The 19,349-nt window shown below is 67.8% G+C and carries 14 protein-coding genes and 3 pseudogenes; 12 read left to right on the plus strand and 5 right to left on the minus strand.

What is annotated here, in order from left to right:
- Nucleotides 1-105 precede the first annotated feature (105 nt).
- Nucleotides 106-660 carry a helix-turn-helix domain-containing protein gene (locus GA0074694_RS10770; RefSeq protein WP_091456387.1) on the minus strand — a complete coding sequence of 185 codons (555 nt, stop codon included), beginning with the start codon at nucleotides 658-660 and terminating at the stop codon, nucleotides 106-108.
- Nucleotides 661-1,165: 505 nt separating this feature from the next.
- On the opposite strand from GA0074694_RS10770, the gene GA0074694_RS10775 reads away from it, so the two are divergent.
- Genes GA0074694_RS10775 through GA0074694_RS10815 form a run of 9 tightly spaced genes read left to right on the plus strand, consistent with a single transcriptional unit; the run spans nucleotide 1,166 to nucleotide 10,850 of the window.
- On the plus strand, nucleotides 1,166-2,260 hold the full coding sequence (locus GA0074694_RS10775) for an NAD-dependent epimerase/dehydratase family protein (RefSeq protein ID WP_176737855.1): 1,095 nt from the start codon (nucleotides 1,166-1,168) through the stop codon (nucleotides 2,258-2,260).
- A complete protein-coding gene (locus GA0074694_RS10780) occupies nucleotides 2,257-3,303 on the plus strand; it encodes an NAD-dependent epimerase/dehydratase family protein (protein WP_091456393.1) in 1,047 nt (348 codons plus the stop codon). Before GA0074694_RS10775 ends, GA0074694_RS10780 begins: the two co-directional genes overlap by 4 nt.
- Nucleotides 3,300-4,448 carry an aminotransferase class V-fold PLP-dependent enzyme gene (locus GA0074694_RS10785; RefSeq protein WP_176737856.1) on the plus strand — a complete coding sequence of 383 codons (1,149 nt, stop codon included), beginning with the start codon at nucleotides 3,300-3,302 and terminating at the stop codon, nucleotides 4,446-4,448. Before GA0074694_RS10780 ends, GA0074694_RS10785 begins: the two co-directional genes overlap by 4 nt.
- Entirely contained in the window at nucleotides 4,448-5,269 is an 822-nt protein-coding gene (locus GA0074694_RS10790; protein ID WP_091456402.1) for a methyltransferase domain-containing protein, read from the plus strand. Before GA0074694_RS10785 ends, GA0074694_RS10790 begins: the two co-directional genes overlap by 1 nt.
- Nucleotides 5,266-6,198, plus strand: coding sequence for a DUF6734 family protein (locus tag GA0074694_RS10795; protein ID WP_141714047.1), 933 nt, complete (start codon nucleotides 5,266-5,268; stop codon nucleotides 6,196-6,198). The genes GA0074694_RS10790 and GA0074694_RS10795 overlap by 4 nt, the downstream gene beginning before the upstream one ends.
- 17 nt (nucleotides 6,199-6,215) lie before the next feature.
- Nucleotides 6,216-8,126 (plus strand): maltotransferase domain-containing protein, encoded by a 1,911-nt coding sequence (locus GA0074694_RS10800; protein WP_176737857.1) that lies wholly within the window; start codon nucleotides 6,216-6,218, stop codon nucleotides 8,124-8,126.
- On the plus strand, nucleotides 8,123-9,388 hold the full coding sequence (locus GA0074694_RS10805) for an MFS transporter (protein WP_176737858.1): 1,266 nt from the start codon (nucleotides 8,123-8,125) through the stop codon (nucleotides 9,386-9,388). Before GA0074694_RS10800 ends, GA0074694_RS10805 begins: the two co-directional genes overlap by 4 nt.
- A gap of 32 nt (nucleotides 9,389-9,420) precedes the next feature.
- Nucleotides 9,421-10,266, plus strand: a complete 846-nt coding sequence (locus GA0074694_RS10810; RefSeq protein WP_091456416.1) for a nucleotidyltransferase domain-containing protein — start codon at nucleotides 9,421-9,423, stop codon at nucleotides 10,264-10,266.
- A gap of 44 nt (nucleotides 10,267-10,310) precedes the next feature.
- Nucleotides 10,311-10,850 (plus strand): AAA family ATPase, encoded by a 540-nt coding sequence (locus tag GA0074694_RS10815; RefSeq protein ID WP_141714049.1) that lies wholly within the window; start codon nucleotides 10,311-10,313, stop codon nucleotides 10,848-10,850.
- Between the two features lie 125 nt (nucleotides 10,851-10,975).
- On the opposite strand, the gene GA0074694_RS10820 is transcribed toward GA0074694_RS10815, so the two are convergent.
- Nucleotides 10,976-11,983 (minus strand): Gfo/Idh/MocA family protein, encoded by a 1,008-nt coding sequence (locus GA0074694_RS10820; protein WP_176737859.1) that lies wholly within the window; start codon nucleotides 11,981-11,983, stop codon nucleotides 10,976-10,978.
- A gap of 272 nt (nucleotides 11,984-12,255) precedes the next feature.
- On the opposite strand from GA0074694_RS10820, the gene GA0074694_RS32785 reads away from it, so the two are divergent.
- Nucleotides 12,256-14,799, plus strand: coding sequence for an aminotransferase class III-fold pyridoxal phosphate-dependent enzyme (locus GA0074694_RS32785; RefSeq protein WP_245714640.1), 2,544 nt, complete (start codon nucleotides 12,256-12,258; stop codon nucleotides 14,797-14,799).
- A 311-nt stretch (nucleotides 14,800-15,110) separates the two neighbouring features.
- Here GA0074694_RS32785 and GA0074694_RS10835 read toward each other — a convergent pair.
- Nucleotides 15,111-15,404 (minus strand): annotated as a pseudogene (locus GA0074694_RS10835) (transposase); the annotation flags it as partial.
- Nucleotides 15,405-15,433: 29 nt separating this feature from the next.
- Nucleotides 15,434-15,724: pseudogene (locus GA0074694_RS33615) on the minus strand (transposase); the annotation flags it as partial.
- Nucleotides 15,725-15,807: 83 nt separating this feature from the next.
- On the opposite strand from GA0074694_RS33615, the gene GA0074694_RS10845 reads away from it, so the two are divergent.
- Complete coding sequence (locus tag GA0074694_RS10845; protein WP_091456437.1) at nucleotides 15,808-17,244, plus strand: NF041680 family putative transposase; 1,437 nt, start codon at nucleotides 15,808-15,810, stop codon at nucleotides 17,242-17,244.
- A gap of 110 nt (nucleotides 17,245-17,354) precedes the next feature.
- A pseudogene (locus GA0074694_RS10850) lies at nucleotides 17,355-18,176 on the plus strand (IS5 family transposase); the annotation flags it as partial.
- 415 nt (nucleotides 18,177-18,591) lie between these two features.
- On the opposite strand, the gene GA0074694_RS10855 reads toward GA0074694_RS10850, so the two are convergent.
- Entirely contained in the window at nucleotides 18,592-19,098 is a 507-nt protein-coding gene (locus GA0074694_RS10855) for a GNAT family N-acetyltransferase (RefSeq protein ID WP_091456444.1), read from the minus strand.
- Nucleotides 19,099-19,349: the final 251 nt, after the last annotated feature.

Genomic DNA, 19,349 nt, shown 5'->3' on the forward strand with positions numbered 1-19,349 from the left:
GTGGACCTGCCTCGTCACGCTAGGGGACGCTTGTCGGGTGCAGCGGATGATGGCCGGTTCATGCCATCGGCACAGGGCTGAGTGGCCGCATGCGCGATGGCGGGCTCACAACCAGTCGTGCTTGGCGGCCATGTAGCCGGCCTGGAACCGACTGCGGGCGTCGAGCAGGGTCATCACCCGCGCCACGGCGCGCCGGTAGGTACGCAGTGCCAGACCCATCTCCCGGGCCGCGGACTCGTCCTTCACCCCCGCGATGAGCTGCCGCAGCACCTCCCGGTCCAGCGGGCTGGGCTGGCGCGGGGAAGCGGCGTGGCGCTCGGTGTCCGGGTCCGGCCGCCCGCTTTCAGCCTGCAGGAAGTTGACAAGCAGTGGGATGAAGGGCAGGTCACGGCCGATGACGGCGCCGTTGCCGTAGTCCGTGCGGTCGCAGGCGAACAGCAGGATCGAGCCGTCCACCACGGTCATCCTCGGCAGTTCGTTGAGGGTGGTGCAGATCTCGGCCCCGGCCCGGGCCAACTGGGTCAGTTCCGCCTCGGGCAGCCCGTCCGTTCCCCGCCTTGCCTCCGGCACGTACACCCGTACCCTCACCCCATCTGCGGCGACGACCTGCGCCGCGGCCACGTCGACGCCAGTGGCCGGTGACGAGTCACCGCCCACCATGGTGAGATGAACATCGTTCCGAGCGCCATGAATTACCTGTCGGACCTGCAACGCATTGACAAAGTTCATCCTCATCTGATTCCCCCGTGAATTGCAATCGCTGGATAGACTTGCGCGCAGCATGATACTCAAGCAATGTTGAGTGGTGTCACCTCCAATCCTGATGCATATAGCCGCACGAGGGATTGTTGCCGACGAATCGTTCCAACATAACCAGCTAGGCGGTTACCCGCAACCGATGACGAGGCCACGACCAGCGCCAACCTAGCACATCCTTCAATGTCCCGACATTCTTCCGTTGTCACTGGAACGCTTCAGTCGCCGGCTTCCCCGCACGGACGGCCAACGCGAACGGCCAACGCGGCGAGCGACTCCGGCGCATCCCTCCCCGCCCACGCCGGGGGTCGCAGACGCTGGCGGCAGGTTCCTGCCACCGTCCACCGACTCGGTCAACTCATCCTGTCAGCTGTATCGGAAGCAGCCACAGACGTGGAGGGAGACCGGCGTGCCAGCGGAGACTGAGGCGCTCACCCGCTACTTCGGAGGGCAGGAGGTGCTGGTGACCGGAGGGTTCGGTTTCCTTGGTGGTCACCTGACCCGCTGGTTGACGGAGCTGGGTGCCCGTGTCACCGTCTTCGACGCCGACTGCCGCCCCACCCGCCCCTCGCTCCTCGCTGAACTGCCGGCCGGGCCGGACGTGCTGCGTGTCCGGGAGGGGGACGTGACCCGCTACCAGGAGTTGGAGGCGGTGCTACTGGACCGCCCCTACCAGTCGGTTTTCCACCTCGCGGCGTACTCCATGATCGAGAAGGCGGCGGAACACCCGATCAACGCCATCGCCACGAACACCATGGGGACGGTGAACCTCCTGGAGGTGCTGCGCCGGCACCGCTCGGCACGGCCGGAGGCGGTGATCGTCTCCTCCACCGACAAGGTATACGGCGAACTGGAAGGCGACCGCTACACCGAACAGAGCCCGCTGCGCGGTGTCGGGATCTACGACGCCGCCAAGCTGGGCGCGGACGTTCTCACCCAGAGTTACAACCAGTCCTTTGGCATATCGACTGTCGTTCTTCGGCTGTGCAATCTGCTGGGCCCGCACGACTACAATCACCAGTACCGCCTGGTGCCGCGTTCGTTGTCCTACGTCTTCGACCGCAGCGGACCACGCCCGCCGGAGCTGTATTTTGATTCGATACAACACGAGCGGGACTATCTCTATATCGACGACGCCGTGCGCGCTCTCCTGCTGGCGGCGTCACAGCCAGCCTGCCGCGGAGACGTCTTCAACGTTCCCGGCTGCGCCAGCCTCAGAACTCCAGAAGTGATGCATCAGCTAGTACAGGTGGCGGCCGAGCACGAGTCGACATTTGACGCGGACCGGGCTGCGACGATCCTGGACAATGGCTTCCGGGTCACCGTGCGCGACGGCATCACCGGTGCCACCGCGATCAACCGTCAGCGTGTCGATGGCACGAAGCTCACCGAACGGGTCAACTTCCGGCCGGCGACGAACTTCGGCACTGCGCTGACTGCGGCGGTCGAGTTCGCCCGTCGGCGACACTATCGTCCGGCGCCAGCCAAGGTGGGTACGGCGTGAGCGGCGAGGAGCGGTTGTTCGGCGACGAAACCGATGGACGGCGGGAGCGAGACACACCGGGCGGCGGCTTCAGCTTCTGGGCGGACCGACGGTGCCTGGTAACCGGCGGGTACGGCTTCGGCGGCAGCCACCTTGTAGCGCGGCTGCTCGAACTGGGAGCATCGGTGGTGGTGCTCGACCGGGTACGGCGACCGGAGAGCTACTTGTCCCGCGCTGGACTGGAGCCGCACGTCACGATCGTCCAGGCGGACATCCGGGACGCCGCGACGGTCGAGCAGGTCATCGCGACGCACCGCGTCCAGGACGTCTTCCACCTGGCAGCCCAGCCTCTGGTGCCGCTCAGCGTCGCCGAGCCGGCCGAGACCCTGGACGTAAACGCCAACGGCACCTTCATCCTGCTGGAGGCGGTCCGCCGGGCGGGAACGATCGCCTCGTTCGTCTTCGCGTCCAGCGGCGCCTACTACGGGGAACACCACGACGACCGGGCGCTGCGCGAGGACGACCCGGCCCGGGTGGGTCGGAACCTGTACGGAGCCTCGAAGATCGCAGCGGACATGGCCGTGCAGGCGTACGCCCGCACGTACGGTCTGCCGGCCTCGGTGTGCCGGTTCATGAACACATACGGCCCCGGAGACCAGAACAAGGGGCGGCTCATCCCGCACGCCATCCGTACCCTGGCCGCCGGGAAGCCGTACGAATTCGGCCACCGCGACGACGGCTCCACCCAGCTCGACTTCCTCTACGTCAGTGACATGGTCGAGGGCTATCTCGCCGCCGCCGAACGGCTCGCCATCGCGCCCGGCTCCTGCTACAACTTCGGCACCGGCACGGCGACCGGCATCGCCGACGTCGCCCGGATGGTGAGCGAACGGTACGACGGCGTCCGGCGGGAGCCGACGTTCGGCGGGCCACCCCGAACGCGCTCGCTACGCAAGCGGCTCGACGTCACTCGCGCTGCCACAGAGCTGGGCTGGCAGGCCCGGGTGTCGCTCGCCGAGGGGCTCGACCTGACGCTGAGCCACGCCCGCGGATGGCCACGGTGAGCCATCTGCTCGAGCAGTACCTGAACGACGAGAACCTGCGCCGACGCGACTTCCCGGTTACTCGGGAATGGGCCTTCCTGGCGCACGCCGCAGTCGCGCCGCTGCCCCGGCCGGTCGCCGAGGCGATCACCGGATACCTGACTCGGGCGCAGCATACCGGCCAGTTCGACATGATCTGCGCCGGCCTGGAAGAGAACACCCGACGGTTGGCCGCTAACCTGCTCGGCGTGTCCACCGACGAGATCTGTTTCTCCCCGTCGACCTCAGCATCGCTGAGCCTCGTAGCGGAGTCGTTCGACTGGCATCCCGGCGACCACGTGGTGGTCATGGCCGGCGATTTCCCCAGCAACCTGCTGCCGTGGCGACGACTGAGCGATCGGGGTGTGCGAGTCACCGCGATCCCCTACCGGAACACGCCGATCAGTTGCGACGAAGTGCTCGCCGAGGTGGGACCGGGCACCCGGCTCGTCGCGCTGTCGACCGCGAACTTCGCCACCGGCCGACCGGTGTTCGACCTGCCAACGGTCGCCGCCGAGCTACACCGTCGCGGTGTGCTGGTCGCCGTGGACGCGATCCAGACGCTCGGCGTCACCCCGGTCGACGCGCGCCAGGTCGACTTTCTCGCCGCCGACGGCCACAAGTGGCTGCTCGCCCCCAAGGGCATGGGCATCCTGTACGTCCGCCGCGATCGGCTGGCCGAGATGCGCCCGCCCCTGGTCGGCTGGCACAGCACCTGTGAGCCGAAACGCTACGTCGGCGAGGCCGCCCTGGCCGACAGCGCCCGTCGCTTCGAGCCGGGTTCTCTCAACATGCTCGGCCTGGTCGGGCTGCACGCCGCTCTCAGCCTGCTCGACCGGGTCGGCATCGACGCGGTGAACCAGCGGCTGGACCGCGTACGCCGCGGACTGGTGGAGGGGCTACTGGCTCGGGGATACGACGTTCCTGGCGCGCCTGCCAGGCGGTGGAGTGGAATCACCAGCTTCCGGCGGCCCGGAACGGATACCTCGATGCTGGCCGCGAGCCTGCTGGCCCACCGGGTGGCGGTGTCGGTCCGCGCGGCCCCTGACGGGCACGACCACGTCCGTCTGGCACCGCACTTCTACACAACCGACGCCGACCTGGCCCGACTTTGGGAGGTCCTGTGATGCAGGGACGCCGGACAGAACTGCACTTCCGCCCGGACATACCGGACAACTACTTCCAGGGACGGGCCGACGAGTACGTCGCCTTGGAGGAGGCTCCATGGCAGTTGCTCCGCCACAAGGTCATCGTCGAGAACCTGGACCGCCACCTCGCCCCGCACCACCGCAGCTGGATCGACGTGGGCGCGGGCGACGGCAAACTGGCGGCGTACCTGGCAGCGGGCGGCCGAAACGTCACGCTCGTGGAACCGGCCACCGATCTGCTCGCCTCCGCCGAGCGGCGGCTGACAGAGGCCGGCCTGCTGGACCGCTGCACGCTGGTGTCCGGGACAGTCGATTGGGCTGCTCTCATGGCGCCGGCGGCCGACTTCGCCGGACTCAGCCTGCACAACGTTCTCGAATACACCCCCGACTGGCGGGCGGCGCTGGCCCTCTCCGTCGGTCCGCTGCCCCCCGGTTCGCTGGTCTCGGTGGTCTTCAGCAACATTTACGGCCAGCTCGTCGCGGAGGCGGGACGCGGCACACCGGCACGGGAACTCGCGGCACGACTGCGGTCGCGCTCGCTGGTCGTCGGCCTGGCCGGCAGCCGCTTTCCCCGCCCGGCGCTCTATTCGGAAGAGGTCGAGCAGCAGCTCGCACACAGTGACGTCACGGTCGTCGGCCGCTACGGCGTACGGGTCCTGAGTGACCTGATCGGACAGCCTGAGACCGAGGACGCTCCGCCTACACCGGCGGACCTGCTCGAACTGGAACTGGCCGTCACCGACGACCCCGTGCTGCACCGGGTGGCCCGCCACATCCATCTCGTCGGAGTGAAGGCATGAGGGACGGCGTATCGCCAGCCACCGACCTTTCCGCGATCCACGTGCTGTGGACGGCGCCTGCGACGGCCCGTGGCGGGACGTTCGCGCCGCCGCCGTTCGAGCTGCTGACGCTGGTCCTGTCGGTGCGCTCGTGGCAGGAGTTCCACGGGCCGGTTCGGCTGCACACCGACGACCTCGGCAGCGCCACCCTGGACGCGCTCGGCCTGCTCGACCTCTACGATGAGGTGCGGCCGAGCCTGCAGGCGGTGGATCCGGTCGCCGTCGACCCGGTCATCTACTACACCGGCGGAAAGATCGTGGCGCTGGCCGCCGAGGACGCCCCGGTCGCCATGGTCGACCTCGACCTGTTCCTACGCGAGCCGCTGCCCCTTGGCACGGCGGACTTCCTGTTTGCCCACTGGGAAACGACCGACAGCGACACCTATCCGGCGGCCGACCGGCTTCCCGGTGCGCAGCGATTCATCGACGGAGCGCCGCCACTACCCGAGCGCGCCTGCAACACGGCCGTGGCGGTCTTCGGAGACGAGCGCCACCTCAGGGCCTTCACGGACGCCGCGCTGTCGTTCATGGACGGGAACGCGGATCCGGGCGATCTGCCGCCGGTCGCGCTCCCGGCGTTCTGCGAACAGCGTCTGGTGCTGCGAGAGGCGGCGCGGCTGGGCATCCGGGTCGCCCCTGTCATGCCCGGCATGTGGAACTCCCGAGACAGTGTCTGGATCGGGCCGTCGCCCGAAAAGTACTTCCACCACACCTGGCATCACAAGCGGTCCCTCGCGAACTACCACCGCCATCGAGACGCGTACTGCCTCCGCCTTCTGGTCGAGCTCGCCCTGCGCTACCCCGGAGAAATACCCCGGCTACGGCGGATCCCCTCTCTGGCGCCGTACTTCGCCGCCGCCCGCGTGCTCGCCGAGGTCGACCCCCGATGATCCGACAGATCGAACCGGTGGTCATCGCGGCGGTGTCACCCTGCGTGGACGATGGGCGGTGGAACGCCAAGGCACTGCTGCACAGCCCAGTCGACGTACAGGCAACGATCTTCGCTGATCAGGAGTCCACCGCGATCTCCGCCGCTGTTCATGTCGTCGCGCCCAGCGGACGCCAACTCCTGCGGCCGATGCACCCGGTCGGTGCGGGCATGGACCGTTGGCACGCGGCCTTCGAGCCGGACGAACTCGGTCCCTGGTCCTTCCGGATCGAGGCGTGGATCGACCCGCTGGCCACCTGCCGGAGGTCACTGCTGGGCAAGCAGGCCGCCGGCGGTGACCCCACCACCGAGCTTGACTGGTTGGCCGAGGTGGTGCGGGAAGGGCGCGCGGGGCTGCCGACGGACCAGCTCACCGACCTGCTGGAGCGGGTGAACCGGGCGACGAGCAGGGGTGAACGCGGCGAAACGGCGCTGCTGCTGTGCGATGCGCTGGAGCCGGCTGCGCAGAGCCTGCGTGGTGCGGACGTCCTCAGCCGAAGCCACCCCCTGCTGGTCGAGGCGCCGCTCGCCGGTCACGGGGCTTGGTACACCATGTTTCCCCGATCGGAAGGATCGGACGGCACGGTCAGCGGCACCTTCGCCAGCGCCGCCGATGCGCTGGCCGAAGTGGCGGCGATGGGGTTCGACGTCGTCTACCTCGCGCCGATCCATCCGATCGGCCGGACCAACCGGAAGGGACGCGACAACGCGCCGGTGGCCGCCCCTGGTGATCCCGGCAGTCCATGGGCGATCGGCTCCGCGGAGGGCGGCCATCTCGCAACCCATCCCGACCTGGGTTCCCTGGCCGACTTCGCCGCCTTCGTCGACCGGGCGGGCTCGCTCGGCCTGCGGGTGGCCTTGGACTTCGCCCTCAACTGCTCGCCCGACCATCCCTGGGTCCGCGAGCGGCCCCACTGGTTCCACCAACGGCCGGACGGCTCCCTGCGCTGCGCGGAAAGCGACAGCGGCCTCTACCGGGACATCGTCACCCTTGATGTGACCGGCCCGGCCAGTGAGGAGATCAAGGCAGAAACGGTCAGGATCCTGAATCACTGGATCGGCCTCGGAGCGGCGGCATTCCGGGTGGACATGCCGCACGGTAAGCCACTGCGATTCTGGCAGGACGTCATGGACAAGGTGCGACACGAGCATCCAGCGGTCGTGTTCCTGGCTGAGGCGCTCACTCGCCCGACCGTGCAGGACTGGCTGTCGAAGATCGGGTTCAGCCAGAGTTACACCTACTTCACGTGGCGCACGGACAAGGCGGAGCTCGAGGAGTTTCTGGCCGGGCTGGACGGCGAACGCTCGGCCTTCTTCCGGCCGAACCTCATTGTGAACACCCCTGATTATCTGATGCCCTACCTACGAGACGGCGGCGAGCCCGCGTTCCGGGTGCGGGCGGTGATCGCCAGCATGGCATCACCGAACTGGGGAATGTCCGCGGGGTTCGAGTTCGCCGAGCGCCGAGCACGGGGCCCGCGCCAGGATCGGTACGCCGACTCCGAGAAGTACCAGTACCGGCCCCGCAACCGCCGGACGGCGCCGCTCTCACCACTGCTGACCCGACTCAACGCCATACGCCACGCACACAGCGCACTCGGTCCGCGTGGCCAGCTGCGGCTGCAACGGGCGGACAACGATCAAATCCTTGTCTTCTCCCGGCAGTTCGAGGCGGACATCGTGCTGGTCGTGGTCAACCTTGATCCGGCCAACGCACAACGGGCCACGGTGACCCTCGACCTCGCCGAGCTGGGCCTTGGCGACGGCACACGCCTGCGGGCGCACGACGAACTCACTGGTGAGACGTACGACTGGAGCGGGCGTCAGACTGTGCACCTCGATCCGGCCGTCCGTCCCGCACACGTGCTCACCCTGTACGAGCAGCCGTGACGGCCGCTGCGGGCCAGGCCGCTGATGCGGAGCAGACAGCCGGCCAGCGCCGCCGCTCCCTGGCGTTCGGCCGAGCGTTCTGGGTGTTCTGGACCGGCGCTTTTCTGTCCAACGTGGGTAGTTGGGCGGAGTCGACGGTGACGCCGGCGGTCGTGGTGACGGTCAGCCAGAGCGCCGCCTGGACAACGGCCCTGATCGCCGTGCCCACAATGCTGTCGCTGGTGAGCGCTCCGATCGGGGGGCGACTGGTGGACCGGCACGGCGCCGTGGGGCTGCTCTTCGGTTCGCTCACGGTACTCGCGGTGCTGGGAGCGGCGCGAGCCGGCTACTGGATGTCGGGTGGCCGGGACGTGCTCGTCCTCCTGCTGCTGGCCACAGTGGGCGGTGTCGTGGCTGGGGCTGGCGGACCGGCCTGGAACAAGCTGTTCAACGACCTCGTCTCCGACCAGGTCCGGGAGCAGGCGATGCTGATGGAGTCACTCCAGTTGCGCATCAGCCGGATCGCGGGGCCTGCCGTCGGCGCGGGCCTGCTGCTGGTGGGCGGACCCGCCGCCGTCTTCCTGCTCGACGCGATCAGCTTCCTGCTTGTCATCACGGGATGCGCCGCGGCCATCCGGATCGCCCCCGACCGAGCCCGGCCGACCCGGCGCGCGACCGGACCGACACCCTCGCTACGCGCCCTGGCACAGCGGCTAAGAGTGGAGATCGTGCTGATCGCCGTGGTCGCCGCGTTCGCCACCGCGCCCCTACGCCTGCTGCCTGTCCTCATCAACCTCGACCTCGGGCTGTCGATGAAGACCTACGCGTTGCTGGCGTCCGTGCCCGCGATCGGGTCGGTGCTCGCCGGTCCGATCGGCTTCGTCGTCGTCGATCGGGACCGGCGCTGGATCGTCCGGTCCGTCCTGCTGTTCGGGCTGGCCGCGACGGTGGGTGGGATCGGACTCGCGCAGGCGGTGCCCTGGCTGGTCGTCCTGCTCGTGCTGTACGGCTTCGCGAGTGCGATCGTCTCCGCGGCGTTGACGGCCCGGGTCCAGACCACGTCGCCGGACGCACGAGGGCAGGCTGCCGCGTTGACGTTCATCGCGCAGGGGGTCGGCCTGGCAACCGCTTCACTTGCCTGGGGCGGGCTGGCCGATAGTCTGGGTGCCTCAGCCACGATGACAATCGCTGGTGTCTGCCTGATGGCCGGAGCGGTCTACTTCGTCCTGCACCGGCGCAGACTGGCCCAGCCTTCGGTAGGATCGGCCGGCGTAGACACCTGAAGGCCGCCGTCGAGACGGACATCGGAGGAAGCATGGAACCGAGCGTCAAGATTGTGCTGGACCGGGTCCGGGACGGCGTAGCCGATCTACCGGGGATCGCCGGAATCGCGCTTGGCGGATCCCACGCGCGGGGCACTGCGGACGCCAACTCCGACATCGACGTTGGGCTCTACTACCATCGGAACGAGCGGCCGGACATGCAGCTCCTCCGCGAGGTGTTCACCGCACTGGACGACGCCGGCGCACCAGCAGGCGTCGGCGGGTATGGCGACTGGGGCCCCTGGATCAACGGCGGTGCCTGGCTGCAGGTCGCCGGGCGCAAGACCGACATCCTGCTGCGCGAGCTGGAGCGGGTGGACGACGTGGTCCGCGAGTGCGTCGCAGGGCGGCCGCAGATCTGTTACCAGGTCGGTCACCCGCACGGCTTCTGTACCGTCATCTACGCCGGAGAGGTCTCCTACAACCAGCTGGTACACGATCCGCAGCACCGGCTCGAGGAGCTTCGTGCGCTGACCCGGCCCTACCCGCAACCGCTCCGGCGGGCGATCCTCGACCAGTTCGGCTGGGAGGCGGGCTTCGCGCTCGGCACGGCCACGAGCGCCGCCAAGCGTGGCGACGCGGCCTACGTGATCGGCTGTGTGTTTCGCTCGATTGCCTGCCTGAACCAGGTAGTCTTCGCGCTCAACGGTGAGTACCTGACCAACGAGAAGGGGGCCCTGGCAATCGCTGGCGGGATGCCCCTCGTTCCCACCGACTATGTGGCCCGGGTCAACCAGGCGATCGCCCTGACGTCGGCGGCCCCGGAAGCGTCGATCGGCGCCCTGGATCTGTTGCACGACCTCCATGCCGAGACGATGTCGCTTGGCGGAGGCTCGTGACGCCTTCGTCCGACCTCGTTCCCGGCCCCAGGCCGGCGACCGACATGGCACTGTGGCTCGTCACGGGGATCCCGGGCTCCGGCAAATCCACCACCGCGCGGGCCCTGGCACGAAGCGTCGGGCGGGGGGTGCACATCGAGGGCGATCTCCTGCAACGGATGATCGTCAGTGGTGGTGTACCGCCTCGGCCCGAGGCCGACGCCGAGTCCGAGCGGCAGATCGGCTTGAACATCCGGCATCAGTGCATGCTCGCTCGGTCGTTCCGGGCGGAGTCGTTCGCGGTGGTCATCGACTACGTGGTGGCCAACCGGCGCCGCCTGGATCAGTATCTCGGCCTCCTCGCCCCGGAACAGGTCGCCCTGGTGGTGCTCTGTCCCTCGATGGAGACCGCGGAGGCCCGCGACCTTGCCAGGACGACGAAGAGGGTGTTGCCCGCGTGGCGGCATTTGGCCGACGAGATCCGTGCAGAGTTGTCCGGGACCGGACTCTGGCTCGACAACACCGGGCTGAGCGTCGAGGAGACCGTTCGGCAGATCCACGCCGGGTCGAGGACAGCTCGCATCTCACATCAATCTTCGGCGTGACTCAGGACGACGTCGTCGCGGGCGCGGCACCGGATGGGGCCTCGCCTACTGCGACCGGCGATCGTCTCGCGCGCGTGATCCGGTAATCGCCTTCGGGTTCCCAGACATGCCCGACCAGCGCGGACTCACAATCCGGATGTTCGCACGGGTCCGGTCAAATTCACCGGGCGACCGAGCCGGATCGACCGCTCAACGGCCTCCGCGAGAACAAGCGCTTTCCGGGCCTCGCGGGCCGGGCAGGGATTTTCGCCGTCGCCGGCGACCAACCGCAGAAATGCCATCATCTCTGCGGCGTACGCGGCCGCGAAGCGCTCTCTGAAGTCCTCGTACACCGTCTCCGGACGGCACTCCTCGTCGGTCCGGCGGATCGGGGTTCGACGGTCCAGGCCGACGCTCGCCGTGCCGGCGGTGCCCAGGAATTCGATGCGGTGGTCGTACCCGAGCGGGTTCGTCCGGCTGGCCGTCAACACCGCGTGCGCGCCGCCGTCAAGGGTCAGCACCACGGTCACCATGTCATGGTCGTCATGCTCCGCGTAGGATCCGGCAGTGAGGATTGCCCCCTGCGCGTAGACCGAGCTCACATCGCGCCCCGTCATCCACGGCACCACGTCCAAGTCGTGGATCAGACAGTCACGAACGATTCCACCGGAATGCGCCATGAATTCCGTCGACGGTGGCCACCGGTCGGCGGCGACCGCGCGAATCAGCAACGGGTCGCCGTGGCGGAGACTGCGGACGGCGTTCTTCAAGGCCACGTAATCAGGGTCGCACCGGCGCTGGAATCCGACCTGGACCTGGACGTCGAACCTTTCCGCCAATGTGACGATCTTGTCGGCTTCGGTGAGCCCGATAACCATCGGCTTCTCGCAGAAGACGGTAATGCCGCGGGAGATCGCGGCCCGCGCCACGTCGTAATGACTATCGGAAGGCGTCGCAACAACGGCCCCGTCCACTCCGGTGAGCGCATCGGCCAGCGTATCCGCGACACGACCCGCGACGTGCGCGCACAACGCAGTCGCCGCGTTCCTGGAAACATCAAAAAACACCAGTTCAAGCGTAGGGTCCGCCGCGCGGAGGTTGCGTGCGTGGACGGTACCCATGCGGCCGGTACCCAGCACCGCGATTGCCGTCATTTCTTCTCCGAACGCTCGACGTTTCGAAGCGGGCCAGGCTGATCCCGGGTCCGCGTTCGGTGCGGATGAGCCTACGGAAGCCGTGTGCCATCCCTCGAGGGATGGCAGGTTCATGCCAGGCGAAGGAGCCCGCGCAGAGCCGTTGCAAAGCTGTGGAAGGCTACGACTATTGCGGGAGGACATCGTGGCGGTAGATCGCAGAGTTCGCTGCGGCGATCCGCGGGCCGGACGAGGGCAGGCTGGTCGGCTCCACCTCCACCGGGGGCTGCCTGGTGAAGACCGAGCCGGGGCCGCTTCGCATGATTCCTCGCCAGGCCGGCGGCGCGACCATCAACACGATGGCGCGGGACGATTCGCCTGTCCGCCGGATGGACGCCAATGGCAACCTCGTCGACAGCGCGCCCGGCCGACATCTGACGGCGGTTGCTGCCACACCAAGCCGCTGTGCCGTGACGCGGGCCTCGAGGATGACGACGTCGACGGTCACCGGCACAGCTCCGGCGAGCTCGCCTCCCCGATCGGCGACCGGGTCCATGGCTGAGCGCCGGCCCCAGCCCCTGGTGTTCGACCCCGCGTTGTCCCTCGGCTGGGAAGGCAGCCCGATCGACGGCCTGAGCTGCCTGCTGCGCTGCGTCGAGGCGGTGTTGCGGGCGCGCGGGCTGACCCGACTCGAGGTGGCGCGGGCCTTGGCTCTCCCGGTCGACCTCGCGGGCAGACGACGGCAGCCTGGTCGGTTCCGCAGCGGATGGCTGGCCTGGCGAAACGCCGTGGACGGCCGCACGCACTGGGACGAGTTCCGCCGGTTGGTCAGATCCGGCCAGCCGGTGCTGCTCATGCCGGACCGCTACTACTGGCCGGGCGACGAGTTCGAGGGACGTCGGCACTTCCTGGACCATATGGTGCTGGCGGTCGGTTTGAACGACACCCGCCTGGTCGTGCTCGACACCGACGCGCCGCCCGCTGACGATTACCGCCGACCGCTGGCGGTCACCCCGGAGCTGATGCGCGGTGCTTGTCGATTCGCCACTATCCATTTTGCTTCGCCGCGCGACACCGCCGAGACGCTCCGCGAGACGCTGCTGGCGCCCGGCGCCGACTGGCTTTCAGCCGACATGCCGGCGGTATCCGGCTTCGCTGAATCGTGGAGGAAACAGGGGCTCACCGGTCCGCTCGCCCGGGGGCTGCATGTCGTCGCACTGGGCGAGATCCAGCCCAATCTCTACCTGACCAGCGTGGCCGTGGCCGAGGAGTTTCCAGACGTCACGGCGGCCGCCGGGCGCGCCGCGGCGGGGGCCCGACACCTCGGCAGGCTGCTGCTCGCGGCGCACCGCTATGCGGGCGACCGGCCGGACGATCGGAGCGTCTACGAGCCAGCCATCGATTCCTTCCTCCGTCTGCGGACGGCCCTCGACGAATACACGGACGTGGTGCACCACCGGCTGGGCCGCTACCGGACACAGCGGCCGGGCGATCCGGAGGCGCTGTGGAAGCGAGTGGCGCGCACAAGCCGGTGGTGCTTCGCCGAGGACGTGGCCGCCCCCACTTCCGACACGAACGCAGGAGGGCTCCCCATGATCTCTCTCAGTCCACCACTGGCGCTCACCCGGTCCCAGGAGCTGCTGGCCCGTGCCGCGCGGGTCGACGCGACCATGGCATATTCGGGCTACGTGCTCCCGCGCGATCAGATGGTGCCGGGTGAGTACCCGATGTACGGCGAGCGTGCACAGGGCTCGTACATCTGGGATGTCGACGGCAATCGCTACCTGGACTTGTTCCTGGCCGGCGGAACCATCATCCTCGGTCACGTCGATCCGGTGGTCTCCGAGGCCGTCGTCCGGGAGATCCGTGACGGCTTCGCCATCACCCTGCGTAAGAAAGTCCAGGTAGAGCTGGCGGAGCTTCTGACCGATGTCGTGCCATACGCCGAGCGCGTGTTCCTGCTCAAGAGCGGGTCCGACGCCACCAGCGCGGCGGTGCGCCTCAGCCGGGCCCACACCGGGCGGGAACGCGTCATCCGGTGGGGATACAACGGCTGGCACGACTGGTGCGCCAACCGGCCGAATGGGGTTCCGGAATCGGCTCGCCAGAGTGTGAGCACGTTCGACTTCAATGACCTGGACAGCCTCCGGTTGGAGTTCGATCGCTATCCGGGAGAGGTCGCCTGCCTGCTCATGATGCCTTTTGAGGAGGTGCCTCCGGCTCTGGGCTTTCTCGAGGGCGCTGCCGATCTGGCCCGCGAGAACGGCGCGTTGTTCGTTCTCGACGAGATGCGGTCGGGCTTCCGGGTGGCACTGGGCGGCGCGCAGGAGAGATACGGCGTACGGGCCGACCTCGTCACCTTCAGCAAGGCCATGGCCAACGGATACCCGATCTCCGCGCTAGTGGGGCGCGAAGAGGTCATGCGGACCGTCGTTAACGTCCACATCGGGTCGACATTCCACATCAACGGTGCCGAGATGGCAGCGGCTGTGGCGACCATCGGCCGGCTGAGGGACACATCCGTGTTGAAGGATGTGGAAACGCTCGGCACCATGCTGCAACGCGGGCTCGCGGAGCAGATCGCGGCCGGGGCGGTCGAGGCTCACGTGCTGGGTGTGCCGCAGATGCCGTTCATGCGGTTCCACCACGCGGACGAGCGGCTCCGGCAGCTGGCTCAGGACGCCTTCTACACGGAGACGATCCGTAGAGGCATCCTCCTTCATCCCAACCATCACTGGTACATCAGCGGGACGACGACGGCCGACGACATCGCCGCCCTGCTCGATGCCACGGCGGCCGGGTTCATGGCGGCCGAGGCGGCAGTGAGTCGTGGCTGACCTCGCCGATCTGTGGCAGCTGGTACGCACCGCCGTGAGCCGTCACTCGGCCGCCACCGACAACCCTTCGCGACGACGAGCCGTTGGCCGAGAACGGCCTTGGTTCTGCAACGGCAGTGTCATGGTCGGATCGGGGCTCGTTGCGCCCACCCTGTTGACCATCGCAGGTCTTGGTGCGTGTCCCGGTGCTGCGGCGAGCGCTGCAGCACCGGGACACCCTCGTCACATGCGACAGGTCACTGCACGGTCAGGGCCACCACTTGTCGACCTCAGAGGGCGTCTGATTCACGTCTTTCGTGAGTAATGCACGTTTAAGTGTCTCGCCAGGTTGGGGTGGTTTCGTCGGTGAGGCGTCTGGTGAGGTTGTCGATCATGGCGATGCGGATCATGTTGGCGGAGTTGCCGGGTAGGGCCTCGTAGTCGCGGGCGAGGCGTCGGTGGAGCATGATCCAGCCGAGGGTGCGTTCGACGACCCATCGCCGTTTGACCACGGAGAATCCTCTGACCTGTGGGTCTTTGGTGACGACTTCGACGTCGATGCCGAGGGCGGCGCCGTGTTCGATCACGCGCTTCTTGAAGCCGGCGTCGACCCAGGTCTTGGCCAGGGCCCTGCTTTGACACTCAAGCTCCTGGGATGTCTTTCATGATCTGTAGCCAGGTCGATCGTCCCGGCCCGGGTGTCCCACTCCCGATGCCGGCAGTTGCGGGAGTTGACCCGCTCGTCGCTGCGCTGTCCGTAGCCGGCGCCGCAGATCGCGTCCGCTTCGGCGGACATCAACGCCTGCGCGAAGGTCTTCACCATCGCCTGCAACAGGTCCGGCGACGCGCCCTCGATCTGCTCGCGCAGCAGGTCGGCAGGGTTCGCACTCTCAGCTTGTCGTTTAACCTGCCGGCCCGATGAGCTGCGGGTTTGGCTCCGAGTCAATCCGTGCACTGTGGACAGCAGGCGGCCTTGGCGTGATCATGGATGTTGCTGAGACATCAACGATCGACACCAAGGCCGTGAGGATGAGTGTGCTGGATGACGCCGCCCGCGTCGAGGCTTTAGCGGTGCTGTCCACGTTCCGGACCGAGTTCTACCGCTGTCTGACCGCGCGGGCTGACGCCCTGTTCGAGGTGACTGACGCGCTGCTGTGCACGGACGGGCCGGTCAGGTCGCTGGTCGATCTGGTGCTGGCGCCCGAGCACCGCCGTGGCCACGGCGGCATGTACGACGGGTTGAACTGCGGACGCGTCGACGTCGCTCGGCTGCGGCGCAGCTTGGCGGGCCTGCCGGTGCCGCGGGCCGCCGACGGGCGGATCGTTCTCGCGGTCGACGTCAGCCCGTGGCTGCGCTCCGACGCCCAGACCAGCCCGGACCGACTGTTCTGCCACGTCTACGGCCGTGCAAAGAGTCAGTCGCAGCTGATCCCGGGCTGGCCGTACTCATTCATCGCGGCCCTCGAAGCCGGACGGACCTCGTGGACGGCGATCCTCGACGCGGTGCGACTCGGACCGGCCGACGACGCGGCCGCTGTCACCGCCGACCAGCTACGCGCCGTCGTGCAACGCCTCATCGCGGCCGGCCACCACGCACCGGGCGATCGGCGGATCCTGATCGTGTGCGACGCCGGCTACGACATCCCCCGCCTGGCGTTCCTCCTCGCCGACCTGCCCGTGGACCTGCTCGGACGGCTGCGCTCGGACCGGGTGATGGCACTGCCACCACCCCCACGCCGACCAGGCACGACGGGCCGTCCACCCAAACACGGCCCCGAACTGGCCCTCGCCGACCCCGACACCTGGCCGGCGCCGCAGACCGTCACCACCACGCAGACCGCCCGCTACGGCACCGCCACCGCGACCGCCTGGGACCGGGTCCACCCCCGGCTGACCCGCCGCACCTGCTGGCTCGACCACCAAGGCGACCTGCCGATCATCGAAGGCACCCTGATCCGGCTGCAGGTCGACCACCTGCCCGGCGACCGCCACCCGAAACCAGTCTGGCTGTGGACCTCCATCACCGCGGCCACCGCCGCGGACGTGGACCGCAGCTGGCAGTCCTACCTGCGCAGATTCGACCTCGAACACACCTTCCGGCTCCTCAAACAAACGCTGGGCTGGACCCGACCCAAGATCCGCACACCCGACGCGGCCGACCGGTGGACCTGGCTGGTCATCGCCTGCCACACCCAGCTACGCCTCGCCCGCGGCCTCGCCCAGGACCTCCGCCGACCCTGGGAACGACCCACCGACCCGGACCGGCTCACCCCGGCCCGGGTCCGCCGCGGATTCCGCCACATCCACCCGAAGACCACCCACCCCGCCAGCGCACCAAAACCCAGCAAGGCCGGACCCGGACGCCCCCGAGGATCGAAGAACCGACAGCCCGCACCCAGCTACGACGTCGGGAAGACCGTGAAACGCGCCCTCACCATCGCCGAACGACGAGATCAGAAGGGTTAAACGACAAGCTCAGAGACTGTCGGGTAACCAGTCCGGGGCGTTGCGTTACGGCGAGACACGTCGATGTCAAGTGCTCGACAAATGGATCATCCCCGCCATGATCGCGTTGTGTGCGCAACTGCGACTGTGGCGGGGATGACGCTCGTTCATGCTATCCGTCGAGCTTGACCGATGCGATGTGGGCGGTCCTCGCGCCCTTGATGCCGGTACGCGACCTGCGTAAAGGCGGCCGGCCCCGCAAGTACGGCGATCGGCTGATCCTGGATTCGATCTTCTATGTGCTGCGGTCGGGCTGTCCGTGGCGGATGATGCCTCGCGATCTGGCGCCGCCGGACGCGGCGCATCGCTGGTTCACGACGTGGCGGAAGAACGGGACGTGGGATGCGATCCATGACGAGCTTCGCCGGCGGGTGCGGGTGGCCGCTGGTCGTGAGCCAGAGCCGTCCGCGGCGGTCCTGGACGCACAGTCGATCAAATCCAGTGAGGGTGGCGAATGCCGTGGGTTCGACATGGGGAAGAAGACCACCGGCCGCAAACGGCACCTGGTCGTTGACACGATGGGGCTGATCCTGGTGGTGATGGTCACCTCCGCCTCCGTCAACGACCGTCCCGGTGGCCGGCGGATCCTGGCGCGGCTGGCCGAGGCGTTCACCACCATCGCCCTCGTGTGGGCCGACGGCGGCTACGCCAACAGCATCGACTCCACTCTGCTGACCTGGGCGAAAGAGCAGCTCGGCATCCTGGTGCAGATCGTCAAGCGCAACGACGACGTCAAGGGCTTCAAGGTCCTACCGCGCCGGTGGGTGGTAGAGAGGACGCTGGGTTGGCTGGTCCGTAACCGGCGCCTGGCCCGGGACTACGAACGGCTGACCGTCAACTCAGAGGCCATGATCAAGGTCGCGATGATTCGACTCATGACGATACGCCTGGCCGGACAGACGATCCGGTGGAACAACGCCATCGACCGCGAAGCCGCCCGACGCATCAACGCTGAACGACTTCTCGCCGTGTAGCTGTCTGGTTACCCGACAGTCTCTCAGATGCGGCCATCGCGTTCTCTCTCCTTCTCTGACTTGGTCGTCTTGAAGGATCAACGCGGTGGCCGTCTCCTATCTACGCAACACGCCCATCACGGGCAAGTCGTACACCACTCCCGTGGACGCAACCGTTTGCAAGCACTCCGTCCACGCGGAGATCTTTTCGTTTCGGCTGGTCCGCGCGCTCCAGCCAACGGGTCCGGGAAGGCGGCTGGTGGTGGCGATGCCGCAATGCTGAACTAGCCGCGATCGTGCTCGTAGGGTGCCGAACATCCGAGCACCAACCGATCCCGCATGGCGTCGCACCATCTCAGCCTTTGCCGGTCAGCTCTCTCAGATGGGTCAGCAATTCGGCAAGAGGCGCCCCGTGAACGTCTTCAGGATCACTGTCCACCAAGGGCATGAGACCACAGGACCGGAAGAAGGCCACTCGCTTGAAAACGTCGCCATCGCTCTGGTCAGGCGACATGGCGACGAAGGAGCATCCTGCCATGGCTGCCTGCTCGGCAAAGCAGCGTAGCAGGGCTGTGCCGACGCCTTTCCGCTGCGCGTCGGGGCGGACACCAATCAGGTAGATCCACGCGTGCGGCAAGGGATGGCCGGGCTGCTCGATGCGCTCGTCATAAGTTGAGTCGAAGCGGCCCTCGACCAGGCCAAGAACCTCGTCCCCGTCGACGGCCACCCAGCTCGGCAGGGACGGTTCAGGGCCTCCCTCGGCGGCATACTGGTAGTCCCAGCCTTCCTGATCGTGGCCCATGCCGTAGAGGATGTCCGCCATCTGTCGGTAGTCGCCGGGCTTGGACCTGCGTAGCAGCATCAGACCAGGGTAGGTGCGGCGCGCCACCCCTCATCAGCGACGTCGCCGTGTGGGTCTGCTCGACCGCGTCACCATCCGACCGATCAGCGACTGCGAGGAAGGCAAGCCATCCGGCGGATGATCATCTGCGGTCCCGTCCTGCCCGTTACCCCTACCTCGGAAAGCTCTTGATCGCGACCCAGAAGCTTCCCGTTCCCGGCGCAGCGACGACTACGGCTATCGTACGACGGGTGTTCGGGCAGACCGGTGCC

Origin of the sequence: Micromonospora inyonensis (genome assembly GCF_900091415.1) — a bacterium.
Classification (GTDB): Bacteria; Actinomycetota; Actinomycetes; order Mycobacteriales; family Micromonosporaceae; genus Micromonospora; species Micromonospora inyonensis.